17 protein-coding genes are annotated in these 19,048 nt (G+C 42.2%); 12 read left to right on the top strand and 5 right to left on the bottom strand.

What is annotated here, in order from left to right; translation table 11 throughout:
• The coding region (locus KTG14_RS10580) for an ATP-binding protein (RefSeq protein ID WP_216970913.1) at positions 1 to 344 on the top strand (344 nt) is incomplete at its 5' end.
• Positions 345 to 390: 46 nt separating this feature from the next.
• The gene (locus tag KTG14_RS10575; protein ID WP_216970921.1) at positions 391 to 1,626 is read left to right on the top strand and encodes an ISL3 family transposase; all 1,236 of its coding nucleotides are present in this window, start codon (positions 391 to 393) and stop codon (positions 1,624 to 1,626) included.
• A 128-nt stretch (positions 1,627 to 1,754) separates the two neighbouring features.
• Here the strand turns inward: KTG14_RS10575 and KTG14_RS10570 are convergent, their stop codons facing one another.
• A complete protein-coding gene (locus tag KTG14_RS10570) occupies positions 1,755 to 2,732 on the bottom strand; it encodes a hypothetical protein (protein WP_216970912.1) in 978 nt (325 codons plus the stop codon).
• A 168-nt stretch (positions 2,733 to 2,900) separates the two neighbouring features.
• On the opposite strand from KTG14_RS10570, the gene KTG14_RS10565 reads away from it, so the two are divergent.
• From KTG14_RS10565 to KTG14_RS10545, 5 genes are all read left to right on the top strand, one after another.
• Positions 2,901 to 4,772 carry a PDDEXK-like family protein gene (locus KTG14_RS10565; RefSeq protein ID WP_216970911.1) on the top strand — a complete coding sequence of 624 codons (1,872 nt, stop codon included), beginning with the start codon at positions 2,901 to 2,903 and terminating at the stop codon, positions 4,770 to 4,772.
• Positions 4,773 to 4,785: 13 nt separating this feature from the next.
• Positions 4,786 to 5,463 carry a DUF6998 domain-containing protein gene (locus KTG14_RS10560; protein ID WP_216970910.1) on the top strand — a complete coding sequence of 226 codons (678 nt, stop codon included), beginning with the start codon at positions 4,786 to 4,788 and terminating at the stop codon, positions 5,461 to 5,463.
• A 33-nt stretch (positions 5,464 to 5,496) separates the two neighbouring features.
• Positions 5,497 to 5,865, top strand: a complete 369-nt coding sequence (locus KTG14_RS10555) for a hypothetical protein (RefSeq protein ID WP_216970909.1) — start codon at positions 5,497 to 5,499, stop codon at positions 5,863 to 5,865.
• A 12-nt stretch (positions 5,866 to 5,877) separates the two neighbouring features.
• Complete coding sequence (locus KTG14_RS10550; RefSeq protein WP_216970908.1) at positions 5,878 to 6,657, top strand: hypothetical protein; 780 nt, start codon at positions 5,878 to 5,880, stop codon at positions 6,655 to 6,657.
• Positions 6,658 to 6,949: 292 nt separating this feature from the next.
• Entirely contained in the window at positions 6,950 to 7,384 is a 435-nt protein-coding gene (locus KTG14_RS10545) for a hypothetical protein (protein ID WP_216970907.1), read from the top strand.
• A gap of 90 nt (positions 7,385 to 7,474) precedes the next feature.
• Here KTG14_RS10545 and KTG14_RS10540 read toward each other — a convergent pair whose 3' ends face one another.
• The gene (locus KTG14_RS10540) at positions 7,475 to 7,927 is read right to left on the bottom strand and encodes an OsmC family protein (protein ID WP_216970906.1); all 453 of its coding nucleotides are present in this window, start codon (positions 7,925 to 7,927) and stop codon (positions 7,475 to 7,477) included.
• A 324-nt stretch (positions 7,928 to 8,251) separates the two neighbouring features.
• Here KTG14_RS10540 and KTG14_RS10535 point away from each other — a divergent pair, with 324 nt between their 5' ends.
• Together KTG14_RS10535 and KTG14_RS10530 are read left to right on the top strand one after the other, a co-directional pair.
• Positions 8,252 to 10,459, top strand: a complete 2,208-nt coding sequence (locus KTG14_RS10535; protein ID WP_216970905.1) for a Piwi domain-containing protein — start codon at positions 8,252 to 8,254, stop codon at positions 10,457 to 10,459.
• A gap of 145 nt (positions 10,460 to 10,604) precedes the next feature.
• The gene (locus KTG14_RS10530; protein ID WP_216970904.1) at positions 10,605 to 11,225 is read left to right on the top strand and encodes a hypothetical protein; all 621 of its coding nucleotides are present in this window, start codon (positions 10,605 to 10,607) and stop codon (positions 11,223 to 11,225) included.
• A 273-nt stretch (positions 11,226 to 11,498) separates the two neighbouring features.
• On the opposite strand, the gene yfkAB is transcribed toward KTG14_RS10530, so the two are convergent.
• A complete protein-coding gene (yfkAB, locus tag KTG14_RS10525; RefSeq protein WP_216970903.1) occupies positions 11,499 to 12,629 on the bottom strand; it encodes a radical SAM/CxCxxxxC motif protein YfkAB in 1,131 nt (376 codons plus the stop codon).
• Positions 12,630 to 12,850: 221 nt separating this feature from the next.
• On the opposite strand from yfkAB, the gene KTG14_RS10520 reads away from it, so the two are divergent.
• Positions 12,851 to 13,177 (top strand): hypothetical protein, encoded by a 327-nt coding sequence (locus KTG14_RS10520; RefSeq protein WP_216970902.1) that lies wholly within the window; start codon positions 12,851 to 12,853, stop codon positions 13,175 to 13,177.
• 583 nt (positions 13,178 to 13,760) lie between these two features.
• The gene (locus tag KTG14_RS10515; protein WP_254178104.1) at positions 13,761 to 14,399 is read left to right on the top strand and encodes a DUF4181 domain-containing protein; all 639 of its coding nucleotides are present in this window, start codon (positions 13,761 to 13,763) and stop codon (positions 14,397 to 14,399) included.
• Between the two features lie 96 nt (positions 14,400 to 14,495).
• Here the strand turns inward: KTG14_RS10515 and KTG14_RS10510 are convergent, their stop codons facing one another.
• Together KTG14_RS10510 and KTG14_RS10505 are read right to left on the bottom strand one after the other, a co-directional pair.
• The gene (locus KTG14_RS10510) at positions 14,496 to 16,025 is read right to left on the bottom strand and encodes an FAD-dependent monooxygenase (protein ID WP_216970901.1); all 1,530 of its coding nucleotides are present in this window, start codon (positions 16,023 to 16,025) and stop codon (positions 14,496 to 14,498) included.
• Positions 16,026 to 16,446: 421 nt separating this feature from the next.
• Positions 16,447 to 17,331: an oxidoreductase gene (locus KTG14_RS10505; protein WP_216970919.1), complete on the bottom strand. Its 885-nt coding sequence runs from the start codon at positions 17,329 to 17,331 to the stop codon at positions 16,447 to 16,449.
• 345 nt (positions 17,332 to 17,676) lie between these two features.
• On the opposite strand from KTG14_RS10505, the gene KTG14_RS10500 reads away from it, so the two are divergent.
• The gene (locus KTG14_RS10500) at positions 17,677 to 18,996 is read left to right on the top strand and encodes a short-chain fatty acid transporter (RefSeq protein WP_216970900.1); all 1,320 of its coding nucleotides are present in this window, start codon (positions 17,677 to 17,679) and stop codon (positions 18,994 to 18,996) included.
• Positions 18,997 to 19,048 lie beyond the last annotated feature (52 nt).

The raw sequence follows: 19,048 nt of genomic DNA, 5'->3' as shown, positions 1-19,048 counted from the left end.
GCCATGATCTTCTTCAGCAATTAAAGAAAGCGCGATTGGAGAATCGCTTAGAGGCCCGTTTAAAACACTACACGAAATACAAACTTCTCATCATCGATGAAATCGGCTATTTACCGATTGATCCGGAAGACGCCAAAAGTTTTTTCCAACTCATTGATATGCGGTATGAAAAGCGCAGCACCATCTTCACGACCAATGTGAACTTCAAGTCGTGGGATGAGGTCTTTCAGGATACGAAGATCGCCAACGCCATCCTGGACCGCATCCTGCATCACGCCACGGTGGTCAGCATTGTGGGCGAATCTTATCGCCTCAAGCATCATTTAGCTTCTGAAAACGAGTGAAGTTGTGCATCCTTAAACAAGCGAAAATGTACATAGTCAAGTTGACATTTACAGGCAGCTCGCTTTTTCTCTTAGTGCTGAAGCAGCGAGTTGTATCTCTTCAAAATACGGGGCCCCATTTAGTGGAGATGCCTTTCTTTACTTGATTCGAAAGGAACAACTGCCCGCCATAGCAGAGCCACGTGTGATTGGACTGGATGATTGGGCCTTGAAGCGAGGTATGAGATACGGAACCATTATTTGCGATCTCGAACGGAAACGACCAATTGAGCTATTGGAAAGTCGGAAAGAAAAAGTGGTCAGTAATTGGCTGAAGAAACATCCTTCCATTCGAGTTTCGTCAAGGGATGGCTCGACGGAATATGCAAAAGCCCTTTCGACAGGAGCGCCGAAGGCGATCCAAGTAACCGACAGGTGGCACTTGTTTCATAACCTTAATAAACGCATCGATCAGTTCCTAAAACGAAAATTCCCTTTGGGAATCAGTTGGAAAGAAAGCACCACGACAGAGTCTTCTCCTAAATCCTACGATAAGATACTGACAGAAAGCGAAGAAAAGAAGTGGCAGCTCATCCAACAAGTGCAGCACCAATACCGGAAGGGTGTACGAATAGCAGACCTCTGCCGAACATTCTCGCTTAACCGTAAAACCGTATCTCGATATGTGAGTATGGAAAGGCCGCCTCAGATACAACGGAAGCGAATCCACAGCGCCGATCCGTATTATTCGCTTATTGTTTTTTTAGTAAAGCAAGATGTTTCACGAAAACGTATTTTTGAAGTCCTACAGGAAAAGGGCTACCAAAAATCATTTTCGACATTGAAAGACTACCTCAACAAGTTGCAGAAACACCAAGGTAACAACAAACAAAGTCAGACAATCCATAAGGTGCCAAGGCAGAAGCTCCACAGTTACTTGTGGTCAAAGCTGCCCGATGGGCAGGAGAAGCATGCAATCGACTTGCTTCTAAAAGAGAATGTGGAGCTAAGAGAACTACAGCTACTCCTCGACCAGTTTCAGCAGATTATGCGCATCCAAAAAGAACCGGATGCGTTGGCAGCATGGATTGAACGCACAGAAAAAACTGGAATCAAGGAGCTGAACCAGTTTGGACATTATTTGCGATCGGATTGGCAGGCAGTTCAAAATGCCATAGTTTATCAATGGAGTAATGGGTTGGTCGAAGGCCATGTGAATCGAATCAAAGTAATCAAACGGCAGATGTATGGTCGAGCTAATTTTGATCTACTTCGTCTAAAAGTTTTATATCACACTCATTAATATTCTTTTAAAAAAACAAATTAAACTCTCCAAAGGCGCCTACGACACACTTCACCAAAATTGCGGAAGAACCAAAATTAAACCGGCATTGACACGTTTGATACTTAGCGAACAACCAGTTCAAGCATCTACTCCTGAAATTCCTTCGAGGTCTCCATATACTCTGCCCGAATATCAGCAAGCGATTTTCCTTTATATTTATGAATGGCAAATACATAAGTATGAACACTAGCCCATCCATAAACCTTCCTCAACCAAGACTGCATGCTCATTTCTTCTTTGTTAAACCTGACGTTTCCGTTAGCGAGGAGAGTGGCTGGGGCATCTCGGTCTTTTGCTTCTAGAATATCTCCTGGAGCTACCACTCCCCATTCCAGCATATCTTTTATTTTCGGCAAGACTTGCTTCCTCTTACCGGAAGGTGTCTTGATAGGAGAAAAATTTTCAAGTAAGCTCACCAGGTAGTCTTCGTCCGTTGCGAGAGGAAGCAGTTTTTCCATCTTTAAAAAGCGCTGCTCATTGTATTTATACGGAATCATTTTAAAGCAGCTAATATCGATTCCTCTTTGGCTCAGCCAAGTAGCGGCGGAAAGCGTCTGTGCATCGAAATCGGAAGCGATCAAGACGATGCGCTGTGTTTGGTTGAAAGTGTTTGCCGCTTGTTCACCAAGGAACTTGTACAAGGTCTTTAATCCATGTTTATAAGAATTTGAGCCGGGTTCTATTTCTTGAGCAGCGAACTTTTCCAAATAAGGCGAATAAATAATCCGTACCGCTTCTTCTACGGTTTTGATCGTCGCATAGCTCGCAGCGTATCGGATCGCCTGGGATTCAAAATTTTCTTTGCGGTTCGTGATGTCGGTTTTGTCTCGCTTGATTTCAATTAAGACAATATTGCCTTTATCATCGATTGCTGTAAGATCACTTCGGCCGTTCGCTGAATTCTTTACTTGTTTCCCGATAATGATCATCGATTCCTCCTCATCGGATATCAAGTTGAGGTTTGCTGCAATGATTTCTTCCATTTGGGATTCGGTCATCTTCAGCTCCGAGAAAGTGGTTGGGATGATTTCTTCAATTGAATGATTGTCATGGAGTATGTACATAATCACTGTTCCTCTCTGACGTTTAGTAGGCTGTAGCAAAAGTTCTTGTTATAAGTATAGATGATTATATTAAATTTTATAGATAATTATCTAAATAATCTGCATTTCTATTTAATCAAATGATAAAATAGAAGGAAAATATCCCCATCTTTAAATAAGGAGCTTGTTATGACCCATTCACTAGAACAAATCGCACAACTCGAACACTCCAAAGAATTCGCACGGCTGCATCAGAAGTTCCATCAATTCAATCCATTGAAAGTGTTGCGGGTGGATCAGTTTGAAATCCGCCACTCGAACATCTTGGCGTGGTTGCTCGACCCGAATGAGACGCATCAGCTCGGCAGTTTCTTTTTAAAGAAATTGCTGACGCGTCTTGTGATGCGTGCGGAGAACGAGGGGAAAGGGGACGGCATCGACTTTTTGTCGTTTCTTTATAGTTCATTCCATGATGCGGAAGTGTCACGGGAAGTGAAGACAAATACGAACCGGATGATTGATTTGCTTGTCCATGTGCCGTCACAAAAACTGGTGTTAGTCATCGAGAATAAATTCCATGCCGGTGAATCGGACGGCCAGCTCGCGGATTATTTGGCTTATGCGAGAGCCGAGTTCGGGGAGCCTGGCTATACGGTGCTGCCAATCTTCTTGACTTTGGCGAATGAGGAGCCATCGGATGACAGCTATTTGCTCCTAGGCTATGAGGACGTGCTCGAAATCATCGAGCAGCAGCTCGAGTTCTCGAAAGAAACGACTGCGGATGCCATTTATGATTTTTTATCGTTTTACATAGAAGTCCTGAAAGAGCAATTAGTCCATGACGCGGAATCGGTGGAACTGGCACTGACAGTGTATGAGGAAAATAAAAACGCTATCGATTTCCTATTCTTGAGCCAGAATGATAATTTCAAGAAACAGGCGATCTATAAAGGACTGTATAAGCAACTTGCCAAGTTAGATGAGTCAGAGAAAACGGCATTGCGGAAGATCTATAGTGCGAAGAAAAAGACAATCGACTTTGTCTTCAATATCGGCGGCAACGTTATCCGGGAAGCGTTTCTCGATTTCGTCAAAGAAGCGAACATGCCGGAAGAAGCCTATGCGGCGCATATCCGTTTCCCGCACTTCGTCTTGCCAGATTGGTTTGATTTCCAGGAGACGCTTGGGAAGCCGGCATCTGCATATTGGCTCGGCCAGGCGTTCATCATTTGGTTCGAACGGCAAGTCGGCGAACGTTTGAAGATTACCGTGGAAGTAGGACCGATCCCGTATACGGAAAGGTATCGCTTACTGACAGAACTGGAGAAGCGGGGTGTTAGCTTCCAGCAGAGCGGTAAACAGGAAGGGAAAAGGTATACAAGAATTTATACGGCATGGACAGATGTAGGAGACTGGGCATCCAAGCAGGAAGTGCTCAAGAGCATGTTCGTGTTGTATGATGCACCGGAGTTGAATGATTTGTTCCGGAAGATTGCTGAGTCGGTTGAAGTAATGGGAGCTGCGATAGAGGAAGTAGAAGAAGTAACAGAATCCAAGCTGGAAAAAGTCTTGAACAAATCAACTGTCTCGCCAATACCCAAAGAAGCTTTCGACTTATTTTGTGCTAATCACAATATTGAAGAGACAGAGCGAAACTATCATTGGCGAAACCCATCGTTTGTAGTACCAGTTTTTACAAGAATAGAAGAACGATACGGCGTGAGTCGCTTTGACTGGTGGTGGCACAACGGGGCACTGTTATTCTGGTTTGATCAATTGCAAGATGGAAGGCTAAAACTCATACTCGAACTGGGCCCACTGCAAGGAGAGGATCGAGTGGCATTCATCGAAGAGTTGGAAACGCTAGGAGTAACTTTCAAGGCAGTTTCAAAGTTAAGAACAGCTGCCTATACACGACTGTATTCAAACACTAAAGTAATCGAAAACTGGCAAGATACACAGCAAGTGGCTAAGGAAATGACAAAGCTTTTCCAACATCCGCGCCATCAGGAATTATTAGCGAAAATTGAGGCAGTAAGCTTGGCGAGTTCGGACACTTAAGGGGGCATACGAAATGGCACTGACACAAATGCAGATCATCCAGTCACTCGGGGAAGCGATGAGCTGGCTCGAACGTGAAATCAGTTGGGGAGCAGACCCGCGTGAATTGCGCCATTTAATTGGCCGTATGGGCGAGCTGTATGTCGCCATGTATACGAACGGCAATATGGCAGATGCGGTGAACGAGCATGGCTATGACGTAGTGACGAAAGACAATGAGCGAATTTCTGTGAAGACAACCGCTCGGATCGACAGCACAGGATTTGTGGCATTTAATCCGAATACTTTGGATCTAGCAGACCGTGTCATTATTCTACGGTTCAACCAAGAAGAAATGGAACTCGAAATTTTACTCGATGCTCCGATTGATGAAGCGAAGCGATTGATGACGGAACGGCCAGACGGAAAACTTTCCATCGCGATGTCGAAGCTATTTAATGTTGATGAGAAAGTCCGCAGTGACGAGCAGATTAAAGTGTCTAAGGAAGCCCATTATCATGACTACCTGATCAAAGAACTCGAAAGCGGCAGTATCGAAGTTCACGAAGGGGAGCGGAAGCATCAAGTGGTGAAGCCCGTGCTAAGGAAGATTGCGGAAGCGCTGTCGATCCCGATTGTGAATGGGAGTGGTAATCCTTATAATACGCGGCAGCTTGGGGCGCTAATTATTCGGGCGTTGAAAGAAAGATAAAAAGTCAAAAAAGCTGGAATGGAGAATTGGCTTATGAAACCTTCAATTGAAGAAGTAAAGATAATAGAAAAAGTGAAGTTTTGGGAAGAACAAGAGAAGATTAATACCGTTTTAGTCGATCGATTACTTAAATTAAATAATCAGATTGCAATACTAATGGACGGGATGAAATTACAAGACGAAGAATCGAAGATGAATACTTCTAAAATAGCAAATTTAATAACCGAATATAAAACATTATCAATGGAAATTTCGCAACAAAGCAATCGAATAAAAAATCTTGAAGAAATCGTGAATTCTTTAGAGTTAACCGATAATAGTGGTAAAGGATTAAAAGCGACTCATGTCAGCTTTGTTTTGTCGATTATTGCCTTAGTATTTAGTGGGATAGCGTTACTTTAGGAGTGGGAGATATTGAAAATTCCAAGTCATTTAAAGAATATGAGTGGGGAATACTTGTTTCAAGAAGGAGGAGTTTTTTTACAAAGTGGATTAATAAACAAGTTATTTAATCAATCTGATGAATTAAAAAGAAGGATGAATGAAGAAAGATTATTTGAAATTTTTGGCGTGGATAAGTTAGGTCCACGAGATTTAATGGAGCCTTTAAATGAATTTACTAGAAAAAATATAGAAAAAACTATTGCTGAATTTGATAGTGGGATGATAAATGAGTTTGAAGATAGTTATGCGTTTATAGAAGGATCGATGAATGAGGTTAGTGAAGCCATGCAACAAATGGGAATTGATTTACCGGAAGGTTTGGACCTCATTCCATGGATTTCAGAAATTGTACTTGGAATAAGACTGTTATTAGATGTTAAAGCAGTTAATAATGATTTCGAAGGAATTTCAAAAAACGTTAAAACGAATATTGCTGCTGCGAAAGTGTTAGTACTAATATCTAAATTTGGAGTAACAACTACACTCAGTATGGTAGGAGGATTGGCAGGAGGGGCGACGGGCGCTTCCTTTGCAGGAATAGGAGCAGTGGTTGGAGCGCCTATCGGTACCCTTACTGGTGCGGTAGCGGCCGGGCAATTAAATAAAAAAATTGCTCCTCACTCCCAGGATTTGGCATACAAGCTATTAAAGCTAGAGAAAGAGGATTTAGTTTATTACAAGAATAAAATAAAAATTGATGAAATAGGATTCAAACTCCTTGAAACAAGAAAACAACTAGAAATAATTTAGACTTCGATATATTTTAAATAAGTTAAAATAAAAAGTCATCGTGAGTGAAAAGTGATTTTTGGCAAAAGCAATTAGGGAATGAATGAAAAGCGGATTATAATAAAAAACAGGTGATAATGGCTCGTTTTAAGAAAGAAGCTATTGTTGAGGTTATTACTGCAAATAAAGGAGAAATTAAAAAGTCTTTTCGTTCTAAACAAGTGAATGGAATTGATTAGAGACATAACGGAGTTAATCTTAAAATTATACATAAAGTGCTAGCTTTAATGACAAATGTAATCAGGAGGGTAAAATGGAAAGAGACAAGGAAAGTAAAGATAAAGCAATGTCAAGAAATCCCCAATTCAAGTCCAAAGAAGATGTGCTGAAAACTTTAGCTGACTTTGGAAAAAAAGTTTTAGAAACAGTGGAAATCAGTGAAGAAGTAACAACTGCAGATCAAGCGTCCACTTCAGAATATCTCTCTACATTAAAAGAAGCCTTAAATGCTATTAATCAAGAGATTAAGAACTGTACAAACACTGAAGAAAAGTTGATGCTTTATAAACAAAGAGAAAATGTTATGGATAGAATGGAAGAAGAAAAGAAAAATCAACGTCATTTTAATGAGAATAGGGAAGCTGAAAATCGAAGTCATTCGAAAGCAGTATTCGCTGTCATTACATCAGTCGCTGTTGGCGCAGGGAGTCTTGTAGCCAAGAGCTTATTAGAAAATAAAAGAACATAAGAATAGAGTTTAAACCAAACCCCAAATGAGGGACACTTGAAAGTGGCTCCCATTTGGGGTTTGGTTTATTTATAAAGATAGCTAATAATATTATTTTTTATACCACTTGGAGTCAATCGCAACCCCAGCATCCACAATCAAATTGTAGATAGGGCATCTTCTTTCCACTTCATTTTTCAATTCCTCCAGACGTTCCTCGCTTTCATCTGTTGAAAAAATCGCCTCAAAACTGACGGTTTGGAAATGAGTAGAGACACCTTCAACGCCTCTCATGCCGCGTGCGTCGATGGTGCCGCTGTTTTTGAACTCGATTCCTTCATAGGAAAAATTCTGCTCCTTCGCAATCAAGCCAATCATGACAGATGTGCAGCCAGTCAATCCACCTAATAAGTATTCAAGCGGATTCGGCCCTTCATCGGTGCTTCCCAGATGTTTCGGTTCATCAATAATAAAAGGTGCAAACTCCCTTGCATAAATAGACGTTTTTAAATTCCCTTCCCAAGTACCGCGCGTTTCCATTTTTACTAACTGTTCTGTTGTCATTTCAACACTCCTATTCTATTGTGAACATAAAAGCTTAATTATAGATTAATGATTGCAAATTGCAAAATAACTCAAGCGAGGAATTTTATTCCGACTATAATGGGGAAAATAACCGGCGTTTACATTTGGAGAAAATGTTTGGAAATTGTTTCTCTCTGTTAAGAGATAACAAGAAACATATTTTAATATTAGTAGAGTTGTATTTAGAAACTCAAGAATAAGAAGTGCGACATCTTATATAGTATTAAACTTTCGAGTAGTTACTGAAACTTTCTGACTTTTAAATCGTATATTAAGGTAAATAATAGTAAAAGAGGCGAGAATATGGAAGCTTATATAACAGAAGCAGTTGCAAACGAAAAAGCAAACACCATTAAAGTCCACATTTATAAATTTCCTTTAGAAAATCAAGATGATCGATATAAAGGAGTCTCAGAAATTTGCAGAAAACTTAAATGGAAGAATAGAAACAATGTCATAATCTATCGGGAAAGCAGTATTATGGCTATTGCTGAGATCAAGGATATGGCAGGTTATGAAGCAAAGTCATATGACTACCGCATTATTGATGAACATAGTAATTTTGAGTGTGGTTTGTTAGAACAACTTATCAAAGCGAGTTTATTAAAGGCGGGAACCCATCGCCTTGACTTAAAGCAGGTGGGATATGATTTGCAGAAAAAACAAGGGGAAAAAGCTGGTGAAGTACTCGTTTACCCTGCGTTATCTATTCATGTAAATATTATCGACAATAAAATACATATTGGATTTAATCTTACTCATAAATTTGAGTATACTATTACCCTTCAACAAATGATTGAACGCAATGAGGTAATAAAAGATCAACTGGAATTAGTAGATACCTCAAATCCTTATAGCAATTACACATACTTTTTTGATCATTTGGCTGATTATGGAGTTTATGATAATTCTCCTTTAATGAATCAATCCATCGTTGAATACTTTGACCAAAAAGGTCAAAATTTTAAAATCCGTCAACTCTCGAAAAGTACAAAAGTTGCTCATGTGAAAACGCGAGATGGCAAAATAATTGTGATGGCAGCACAGTTTTTAAAACCTGTGTGCAGTTACAAATCAATGAAGGCAAATGAAATTTCAGCAGTAAATAAAGTGATTAAGCTTAAACCTTTATTTCGCATGAAGCAGACAATGGAAGATTCGTTGAATATTTTAAACAGCGTAAAGTACTTAACCTTTTCTCCTGAACCATTTTTAGCGAAAAATAATGGTTATGAAATAAAGAAATTGGAAGATTCGACTGTCTTATTTGATAAGCCGCAAAAGTGGCCGGTTTATGGATTAAAGAACGGAAAAATTTATAAAGGCGGGGAAATGACAGTAAGTCTCTTTGTAGATGAAACAGCACTAAATGAATCAATAGATAAGGTTTTTGTATATAAGTACTTCTGCATCTTAAGAGAAATTGCTAGAAAACATGGAGTTAAAATTGATATTAGTAACCAAACAAGGAGTATAAGTGGCAAGTTGAACCAGGACTTTTTCAAGAATTTTGACTGGCAAATAAAAGAGCATGAAGCAGTATTTGAAAACACGACTGTTTTAGCTGTACTGAGTGTGCCTCATCTTGAACTATATGAACCTTTTAAAAAACAATTCGGAGGAAACTGGGATATTTCTTCACAAGTTATTTCTGTTGAGCGATTAAAAGAATTTCAAAAGATGTTATCCAGTAATAAGGAACTTTCATTTAATCCAAAAGATGATGAAGCTGTTAAACGGATAGCGTTAAGCGTTCAAAATGATAGAAACCTGTCTTATACTTTCTACAATATATTATTAGGCTTGTATGTGAAGAGCGGAATGCAGCCTTGGGTTTTGAATAAAAAAACAAATTCTGACTGTTTTATTGGGCTTGATGTCAGCCACGAAAAAGGCCGTAGCACAGCAGGCATAATTAACGTTATAGGGAATGATGGACGATTAATAAAGCAATCAGCAGTTGGGGGAGCAAATGCGGGAGAAAAAGTTAGTGATGAACTTCTAAAAGATACGCTTAATGAAGTGCTTCATAAATATAAAGTTCAATTTGATGCATTGCCTAAACATGTAACTATTCATCGTGATGGTTTTTGGAGAGAAAACACGGAGCTAATCTCAGAGGTGCTGGGAGCAAAAGGAATTCAATTCGACATTGTAGAAGTGATTAAATCCCCTAAACGTCGAATGGCTTATTACGACTCAAAGGATAATAAAATGGAAACACGTCAAGGCACTTATTACTTTAGAGGTAAAGAAGCGTTATTATGTGCAACGAATCCACGAGAACAAATCGGTATGGCTCTTCCAATTAAAGTAGTTCAAAAAACGAGTACGTTAAGTTTTGAGCAAATTATAAGCGATGTATATGCATTATCCTTCATGCACGTACATGCGTTGAATAAAACAAGACTTCCGGCTACCACCCATTATGCAGATCTGAGTTCAACTTTTTATCAGCGTGGCATGGTTGCCGCACGAACTACTAATGAGACTCATTTGCCCTTTGTTTAAAAATCAGATACTAAATGATTTTTCATTCAAGTCATGTCTTCTTAATAAACTAATATTTAGAGATAATTTTGAAAATCTTAGAAATGACTATATTAACGAAATAACTGCATTAATTTGTGGAAATATAACTAAAGGAGATGCTTAAATGGTTGTACCACAAAAAGTAGGAATAGGTTTAACTCAATTTATCGATTTCACAATTAAAGGAAGTACTGCTAAAACTAATATGGTGCGACAAATCAAATATCAATCAGATTATAATCCCGCCTTTGATTACTGGAAGCAACTTCGTGATGGAATAATAAAGTATCATGAGTCGAACTTGAATTTAGATTTTTTTGATCAGTTATTAGCTCAAATTGATGATAAAAAGAAAAAGAATTATACTCATGCCATAAAACAATATAAAAAATTTTTAAAAAATAAAGATATTTCTTGGTTTAATCCAGGGAAATCTACATGGATAAGTAACGAGCTTATTGTGAGGTCTTCTCCAGAATTAGGGTTAATTATAGATGGAGAACCGCATTTGATAAAACTCTATTTTAAAGGAAAGAGTGAAAAAGTAGATAAAAGAAATACAAGTACTACTTTAGCTTTATTAACTACTTCATCATATGAAGAAAATTATGATTCCATTGTAAATCGATCCGTTTTAAACTTAGATAAAGTTAAACTCTATTCAAATAGTAATATTACGGAAGATCAATTAATTGCATTGGAGTCTGAAGCATCACAGTTTATGTATATATGGAAAAAAATATAAATTTTAAAAATAGTTTAGACGAAAATGATATTATACTTATTAGTGTAGAATTCACTTTATCGTATAGCAGCAATTTTCCCGCTTTTAATTGTAAGGAGGCTAGAGAAATGATCCCCTCATGGATGCATTCCTCTAGCCTCCTTTATTATTTCTATCTCACTTCGCTCCAAAAGCCATAATCCCAACAGCCTCCAAATACATGCTCAATACGCGCAGCCACTGCTTGTCGGTCGCAAGCGTTACATGTCCATCCGGTCGGATCGGGCTTTTCATTTAAACAGTAATTCTTGATTTCTGAACGCTGAAATCGATGTCCGAGTAGTAGGCATCTTTCACTAATAGATTCGGTCCGAGGCATTTGGCTGCTGGGCAGTGGCAGGCGATTGTTTTGGCTAATGGCCGCTCCAGCCAGCGGTCAAGCATTGCCGACAAGGAATTGTGCTGGATATTGCCCATCGCCGGTGTATCGCCGAAATCGGTGACGATGACTTCGCCGGTGAAGATGTTCACATTGAGCCGTGAGCGTTCGTCCGGGTCATTGCGGACGGTGACGTTTTTGCTTGAGTGGATGCGGTTCAGGAGTTGAATGTCTTCGTCGCTTTGGCTGCATGGATAGAACGGCAATGTACCAAAGAGCATCCAGACATTTTCATCGCGGGCATCCAACAATTCGTGGATTGCTGTTCTCGTTTCATCGAGCGACAGCACTTCCAATTGGCTGGCGAAATCGCTTGGGTACATTGGATGCACTTCATGGCGCGCGCATTTCATTTCTTCAATGATTTGCTTATGTATGTTCTTCAGGTGGGGCAGGGTCCGCTTGTTCAGCATCGTTTCTGCCGAGACCATAACGCCTGCTTCTGCGAGTGCGCGGCTGTTGTCGATCATGCGCTGGAACTGTTCAGCCCGCCGCTCACGAGAAGGCTTACGTTCCATATTGGCAAATCCGCCATCAACAAAATCATCGATGGTGCCCCAGTTATGGGAAATGTGCAGGACATCCAAATAAGGGGCGATTTCCATATAGCGGTCGAGCGGCATTGTCAGGTTTGAGTTCATCTGGGTGCGGATGCCGCGTGCATGGGCGTATTTCAGGAGGGGCAGGACATAATTAGCGACCGATTTTTTCGAAAACATCGGCTCTCCGCCCGTCAGACTGATGGTCCGCAAATGAGGGATTTCATCGAGGCGCGAAAAGAGCAGCTCGATCGGCAGCGCGTCCGGATCCTTGTGCGCGAGCATATAGCCCACCGCACAATGTTCACAGCGCATATTGCATAAATAAGTCGTGGTGAATTCGATGCTCGATAGGGTCAATTTCCCGTGGTCTTCGATATCCATATATGCTTCCCATGGATCGTATTGAGGGGTGATTTGTTTAAATGTTGTTTCCTGGTTTTCCATATGTATCGTACTCCTAATCATTTTTTCGACTCTTAAGTATGCGTTTTTCAAATGGCTTGCGCAAGAGCTTGTTTAATATGCCATATAGGGTGCGAACTATTTTAAATTATTCTTTTATCATTTTTTAACTAAATATTCTATTTTTTTGAGCTTTTTACTAGTAAACAAACACTTGTTCTGGTATATTAAAAGCATACCACTATGGAATGAGGTGCGTTTCGATGGTGCTAGCGATCAAAGAAGTGAACGGATTCGAAAAAGGTATGGAATATACGAGGGATCTTGAGTTTTTGTCATGCTTTACAAACGACGAACATCGGGTTGTCTCTTTAATAGATACAGATGGCAATGTTTTTTACTGGACGACTACGGAAGCTTCGCCTGAATATCGAAACTTCCGGTTAAAAGCTACGTATACATTTAAAGTTAGTTATATATCGACCATACTGGGCCCTTCAAGCCCGAAGGTCATTATTGCAGATTTGAATGACGTAACAGCAGAGAACAGTATGTATGGCCAGGCAGAACAATATAAAATGAATGCTTAATATATAATTGTAGAAAGAACCTTGATAGTCTCAAGGTTCTTTTTGTGTAGAAATCAGCATTTTAGTCTTTCCATTCGGGATTAAAGATTCTTTTTTCTATGGTGTATGCGACATCGTATGGGTCTGAAAACTGCTGAAATTCTATTCATTAGCGATTTCACTTTTATGTATTTCTAAGTATGTCATTCCATATTACAGCACAATAATGACAGTGGTTCCCAGGTAAACTGCGCTTTATTGAAGGGGAGCAAGATGATGCATAAAGACTGGCTTTTCAGGGTTGTTCGTTTCAATCATCGTGCTGTCATATACTTTTTCGCAAAAAAAGTAAACCGCCTGTGCTCCCCAGCATAAGGTGCGGTTTACTTCTGTACTGATATGCGGTCGTCTTTGAAGCGATGCTTTCATGTTACCGACCGATGGGTATGTGCAGCACCCATCGATTTTTTTAAATACCGAAAAACTTAATTGGCAGAGGTTATGCTCAAAAAGAGAGACTTCCAATAAAAGGATTTTATCTACTTTCTGTCGAATACATTTCTTAAAAGTACCTAAAGCATTATCAGCTTGGAGGCGAGATCGAATGCCAGTCATGAACCTATTGTTTTTCTTTTTGTTCGTATTCGTAATAAATTCTGTTTTGAAGTTTACGTTTCGAAAACTGTTTAACATTGAACCGAGCAAGAGAGAGTTCTTTTCCTATAACCACATCAACGACACGCACCGGAAGGTCGACTGGTTCGTGAGGATTGGCACGTTGATTGTGGGCCTGGTGCTTCTTTATTTCATTGCTTTGGATGAGTATACTCCGTCGTATTATTTGATTGCGGTTATTGTATTTATTGCGGTGGAACATTTGGTTAGGGCATTTTTCGAATGGCAAGCATCTGAAAACCCGAAGCAGTCTATTCTCACATTGGCTCAGATGACTGTTTTTGTGGCAGCGGTTGTGTTCATCATCCAATTCAGCTTCTTCTTTTTCGGTGGATTTGAGGGAGTGGTGACCGAAAAGACGGATACGAGTTTTATGGTGGAAGTAACGTCCTTCAATTTCGAGACCGGTCCGACCATCCATGAAGTCCACATGACGGATCATACGCTGTTTAAGGGGGAGGTTCGTGGTTTCGATGAACTGGAGGAAGGAACTCTTGTCCGGGTGATGCCATTTGATCTGCCGTCGGATTTTCCTTATAAGCTTGCTTCGGAAGTAATTGTGGAGTGACCCTTTTTTGTCGGTTTTTGGGAAGGAACTAACAAGGAGGCCAGAGAAATGATCCATCGTGGATTCATTCCTCTAGCCTCCTTTACTATTTCTATCTTACTTCGCTCCAAAAGCTACAATGCCAAAAGACTCCAGATACATGTTCAACACACGCAGCCATTGCTTGCCGGTCGCAAGTGCCACATGGCCATCCGGGCGGATCAAGTAGAGCGCGTCTTGCTTGAATCCTGCATCTTTCATTTTAGCTTCCCAAGGAAACTCATGGAGCTCGATCGACTGGGAGCGGGCAAAATCGATGAGTTCAGGCTTTGCTTTGCCGTAGATATGGATTTGCCAATCGACGGAGCGCAGCGGTGCGAAGTTATCGCCGTTTGCGGTTTCGATCCATGGTAAGCGCATGCCGGCGTAAATTTTACCGGCTTTGCCTTTGCTCAACAGGCTGCTGCGGTAATTGATGTGGATTTGGGACAAGAACTTGAATGCATTTTTTGAAGCGAACGGAAATTGGAATACGGACGGCAAGACGTAAGGAACGGCGTACTCCCGAAGCAGCGTCCCGGGCAGTTTTTGATTGACGATCGTCTGGAACGCTTTGTCGGTCGTCGCGATCAAGCGGCGCGCAAAGGCGATGCGTTCTTGTTCGTAAGTGCCGAGTATCATGGGATTGGCTTTCCCTTGAACCACCGCTGCGAGTTTCCAACCGAGATTGATGGCGTCCCCGATACCGGTGTTCATGCCTTGTCCGCCGGTCGGGCTGTGAAGGTGGCCGGCATCACCCAGGATGAAGATACGTCCTTTGGTGAATTTCTCGCTGACGCGGTTATGGACACGATAGGTCGAAAACCAATTGACCTTGGCTGCGCGCACGCCGATTTTATTTTCAACATAGTCGGTGATTTCGCTGTACTCGACATCGGTGCGTTCGTTGAATTCTTCGGGGACGATGCCGAGTATGCGTTTCGTGTGGGCGTTGCGGACGTTCATATAGAGCATGAAGCCGTCATTGTCCATGTACATGTCCATCTTTTCCATGTCGTCGACCGGCTTCTCGGTTTCGATATCGGCGACAAAGAACAATTGTTTATAGGTACCGCCGGGGAAGTCGAGATCGAGTCCTTTTCGGACCATGCTGCCGGCGCCGTCGCATCCGCATAGATAGGCGAATTCTACTATTTCCACCGGTTCTCCCAGTTGTTGCATGACGGTGTTCACGCCATCTTCTGTGTTTTCAAACGAAATCAACTCAGTGTTCCATTCCACTTCGACGCCGATCTTGCTTAATTCGTCGACGAGGATTTCTTCGTGATCGTCTTGCGGCAAGCTTAAGATAAACGGAAACGGGCTCTGCCCTTTGCCGAGCTCGTGGAATTTCACTTGTGCCCGTACTTTTTTGCCATCGCTGACATCGAGCGACAAAATCGGATGCCCGCGCTTGATGTTGCGTTCGGCGAGGCCAAATTGCTCGTAATGTTCCAAGATGCGCGCATGCACAGCGAGCGCACGGGACGCGGTGCCAGTTCCTGAATTTCGATCGATGATGCGAAACGGCACGCCTTGACGCGCCAGGCTATAGGCCAGAGCCAGGCCAGTGGGGCCCGCTCCGACGATTAAGATTTGTGGGTTCATGATATAGACCTCCTAATGAGTATCACGCCTGTTGATAGATTTGAATTAACGTATCGGGTAAAGCGATAAATTCGCGTATAAAAAAAGTTGAAGCACGTGATACCGAACAAAAAAACCTTGTACAGCTACTATATCCTTAATTGAGGGGTTTCAAGCATGTCCTTTTGCAAGAAACGGTTTTAAACAAGTCCATTTATTGTCTATCCATTGCTATTTACACTGTGTGAACATGGCGACGATGTTTTTCATTCATATAAAGCATGCGGAATGGGTTGAACTGAGAAATGGTTCTTCCTGTTGCTTTATGTAAGGAGGGAGAAAGGTTACAGCAGATAAATACGAGAAAAACGTATACGGTTTCCTCAGAAGGAGACCGCATACGCTCGTTTTTCGTCCCTTGAATAGGTTCTGTTCAGAAATTTTATTTATTAAAATCAAACGTGACGCCGGTCAGTTGTTCTGAAACATCCCAGAGTTTCTGGCGGGTTGCTTCATCATTCACGGCTGGATCCGGTTTCTCTAAAGTCGGATAGCCTCTGCGTTGGCCTTTGCCATCCGGCCCGATGTATTCGCCGCCTGTGATGCCAGATGCCGTCGCGGCATAGACAGTCGGAAGTGCGCCCATAGAGGGTGGCTGCAAATAGCGGTTCATGAGCCCCTTGAAAATGCGGGGCATTTCCCGGCCGCCGATTTTAAACAGATTGGTCGAAGAAATCCCGGGGTGGCAAGCAATGCTCTGTGTCGATAAGCCATGTTGCTTGAGTCGCTTATCGAGCTCTGTTGCGAACATTAAATTCGCCAGTTTGCTTTGGCCATAAAATTTCATGGCTTTATAGCCTTTTGAACCGTCCAGGTTATCAAAGTCAATGGCGGCATTGCGGTGTGCTAGACTGCTGAGTGTCACTACCCGCGAATTCTCGGTGTGAATCAGTAAAGGGAGCAGCAGGCCCGTCAAGGCAAAATGCCCGAGATGGTTGCTGCCGAACTGCAGCTCAAAGCCGTCTTTCGTCTTCGCATAAGGCGGCGTCATCACGCCGGCGTTGTTAATTAGCAAATCGAGCGAGTCGAAGCGGCTGCTGAAGGTTTCGGCAAAATCCCGTACGCTATCCAAATCGGATAAGTCGAGTTTCATGACCTCAATAGGTGCCTTGGGAGATTCTTCTCTAATTTCTTGTTCAGCTGCTTTCCCTTTTTCGAGATCGCGGACAGCCAAGATGACCCGTGCCCCTAACCGAACGAAGGTTTTAGCCGTTTCCAGTCCGAGTCCGCTATTGGCCCCTGTGATAATGGCCGTTTTTCCTGTCATTGTATTAAATTCCACAAGATCAGCTCCTAGTGTGATAGATTCTACTAACATGTACCCTAATGTAGCTTTTGATAATCGGGTGAGAAAATGTCCCTGTGCAAGAAACAATTCTAAACGATTCTGACAATACACGACAATTTATGTGAGATGCATTCTATTCTTTTCCTGAGTTGTTTTTTAGGAGGAGTTTCTCTGTTTATGCAGCTTTATAAATTGTGTATGAATTGTGTGCTGCACAGGGACAATCCTGTTCGGCCTTTTTTTCCGGTTTTCCGCAGACGAACCGGCCCAAATAAGGTAGCATGGGAAGGGCAGTGAATATTTAGACAAAAGGGGAGTCGGAAATTGAAAGCGATTACACGTTTTTCGAACAATTTAATGGAACGTTATTTACCCGATCCGTTCCTATTCGTCATTATCTTGACGGTCGTCGTCTTCGGGTTAGGCCTAGGCTTAACGGATTCGTCGCCTGTTCAGATGGTGGCGTTTTGGGGTGAAGGATTCTGGGCGCTATTGGCATTCTCGATGCAAATGGTGCTTGTGCTTGTCACGGGCTTTGTGCTGGCGAGCAGCCCGATTTTCAAGAAAGGACTCGGGAAGCTTGCGAGTTTTGCCAAGTCGCCAGGCAGTGCCATTCTGTGGGTGACGATTGTGTCTCTCGCGGCAAGTTGGATCAACTGGGGCTTCGGTTTGGTCATCGGGGCTTTGTTCGCGAAAGAATTGGCGAAGCGTGTCGACAATGTCGATTACCGCTTATTGATCGCGAGTGCCTATTCCGGATTTTTAATTTGGCATGCCGGGTTCTCGGGGTCGATCCCGTTATCCATCGCGACAGAAGGCCATCCGTTTGTGGATGCTATTGGCATCATTCCAACATCGGAAACGGTTTTCTCGAGCTATAATTTACTCATCATCGCGGCTTTAGTCATTATCGTGCCATTATTGAACCGTTTGATGATGCCGAAAAAAGAAGACACGGTGACCGTCGATCCAAAGGTGTTGATCGACCCACCGGTTGAAGAACTGCCGTCAAAAAGAGACATGACTCCAGCAGAACGATTGGAGAACAGCTGGATTTTGTCCATGGTGATCGGTGCTTTAGGTATTGCATTTATTGCGTATTATTTCATCAACAACGGTTTTGCGTTAACACTCGATTTGGTCAACTTCATGTTCTTGTTCCTCGGTATCCTGTTCCACGGAACGCCGCGCAAGTATTTGAATGCTGTCCAAGAAGCGGTCAAAGGGGCAGGCGCCATCATTGTCCAGTTCCCGTTTTACGCGGGCATCATGGGCATGATGACAGCATCTGGACTCGCAGCGGTCATTTCAGAAGCTTTCGTCAGCGTTTCGACGGCGGAGACCTTCCCGTTGTTCGCATTTTTAAGTGCCGGGCTCGTGAACTTTTTTGTTCCTTCCGGAGGCGGCCAGTGGGCGGTACAAGCGCCAATTATGCTGGATGCGGCGGAAATGCTTGGCAGTGAACCGGCGAAAGTCGCCATGGCCGTGGCGTGGGGCGATGCCTGGACGAACATGATCCAGCCGTTCTGGGCGCTGCCAGCACTGGCCATCGCCGGACTCAAAGCAAAAGACATCATGGGCTTTTGCGTCATTGTGTTGGTTGTGAGTGGCGTGGTGATTGGATTGGGCTTATTGTTCTTATAATGAAAGAAGACGATCTTGTAAGAGGCAGGGAGTGTGCCTTTTACAGGATCGT

The sequence above is a fragment of the Planococcus sp. CP5-4_YE genome, from assembly GCF_019042655.1.
Classification (GTDB): domain Bacteria; phylum Bacillota; class Bacilli; order Bacillales_A; family Planococcaceae; genus Planococcus.
The sequence above is the reverse complement of the archived record's forward strand: the minus strand, read 5'-3'. Positions and strand labels throughout refer to the sequence as shown.

Coding starts and splice junctions, on each gene's coding strand:
- KTG14_RS10565 (WP_216970911.1), top strand. CDS start 2,901: ATGACCCATTCACTAGAACAAATCGCACAACTCGAACACTCCAAAGAA.
- KTG14_RS10530 (WP_216970904.1), top strand. CDS start 10,605: ATGGTTGTACCACAAAAAGTAGGAATAGGTTTAACTCAATTTATCGAT.
- KTG14_RS10515 (WP_254178104.1), top strand. CDS start 13,761: ATGCCAGTCATGAACCTATTGTTTTTCTTTTTGTTCGTATTCGTAATA.
- KTG14_RS10510 (WP_216970901.1), bottom strand. CDS start 16,025: ATGAACCCACAAATCTTAATCGTCGGAGCGGGCCCCACTGGCCTGGCT.
- KTG14_RS10535 (WP_216970905.1), top strand. CDS start 8,252: ATGGAAGCTTATATAACAGAAGCAGTTGCAAACGAAAAAGCAAACACC.
- KTG14_RS10570 (WP_216970912.1), bottom strand. CDS start 2,732: ATGTACATACTCCATGACAATCATTCAATTGAAGAAATCATCCCAACC.
- KTG14_RS10520 (WP_216970902.1), top strand. CDS start 12,851: ATGGTGCTAGCGATCAAAGAAGTGAACGGATTCGAAAAAGGTATGGAA.
- KTG14_RS10545 (WP_216970907.1), top strand. CDS start 6,950: ATGGAAAGAGACAAGGAAAGTAAAGATAAAGCAATGTCAAGAAATCCC.
- KTG14_RS10555 (WP_216970909.1), top strand. CDS start 5,497: ATGAAACCTTCAATTGAAGAAGTAAAGATAATAGAAAAAGTGAAGTTT.
- KTG14_RS10560 (WP_216970910.1), top strand. CDS start 4,786: ATGGCACTGACACAAATGCAGATCATCCAGTCACTCGGGGAAGCGATG.
- KTG14_RS10505 (WP_216970919.1), bottom strand. CDS start 17,331: ATGACAGGAAAAACGGCCATTATCACAGGGGCCAATAGCGGACTCGGA.
- KTG14_RS10540 (WP_216970906.1), bottom strand. CDS start 7,927: ATGACAACAGAACAGTTAGTAAAAATGGAAACGCGCGGTACTTGGGAA.
- yfkAB (WP_216970903.1), bottom strand. CDS start 12,629: ATGGAAAACCAGGAAACAACATTTAAACAAATCACCCCTCAATACGAT.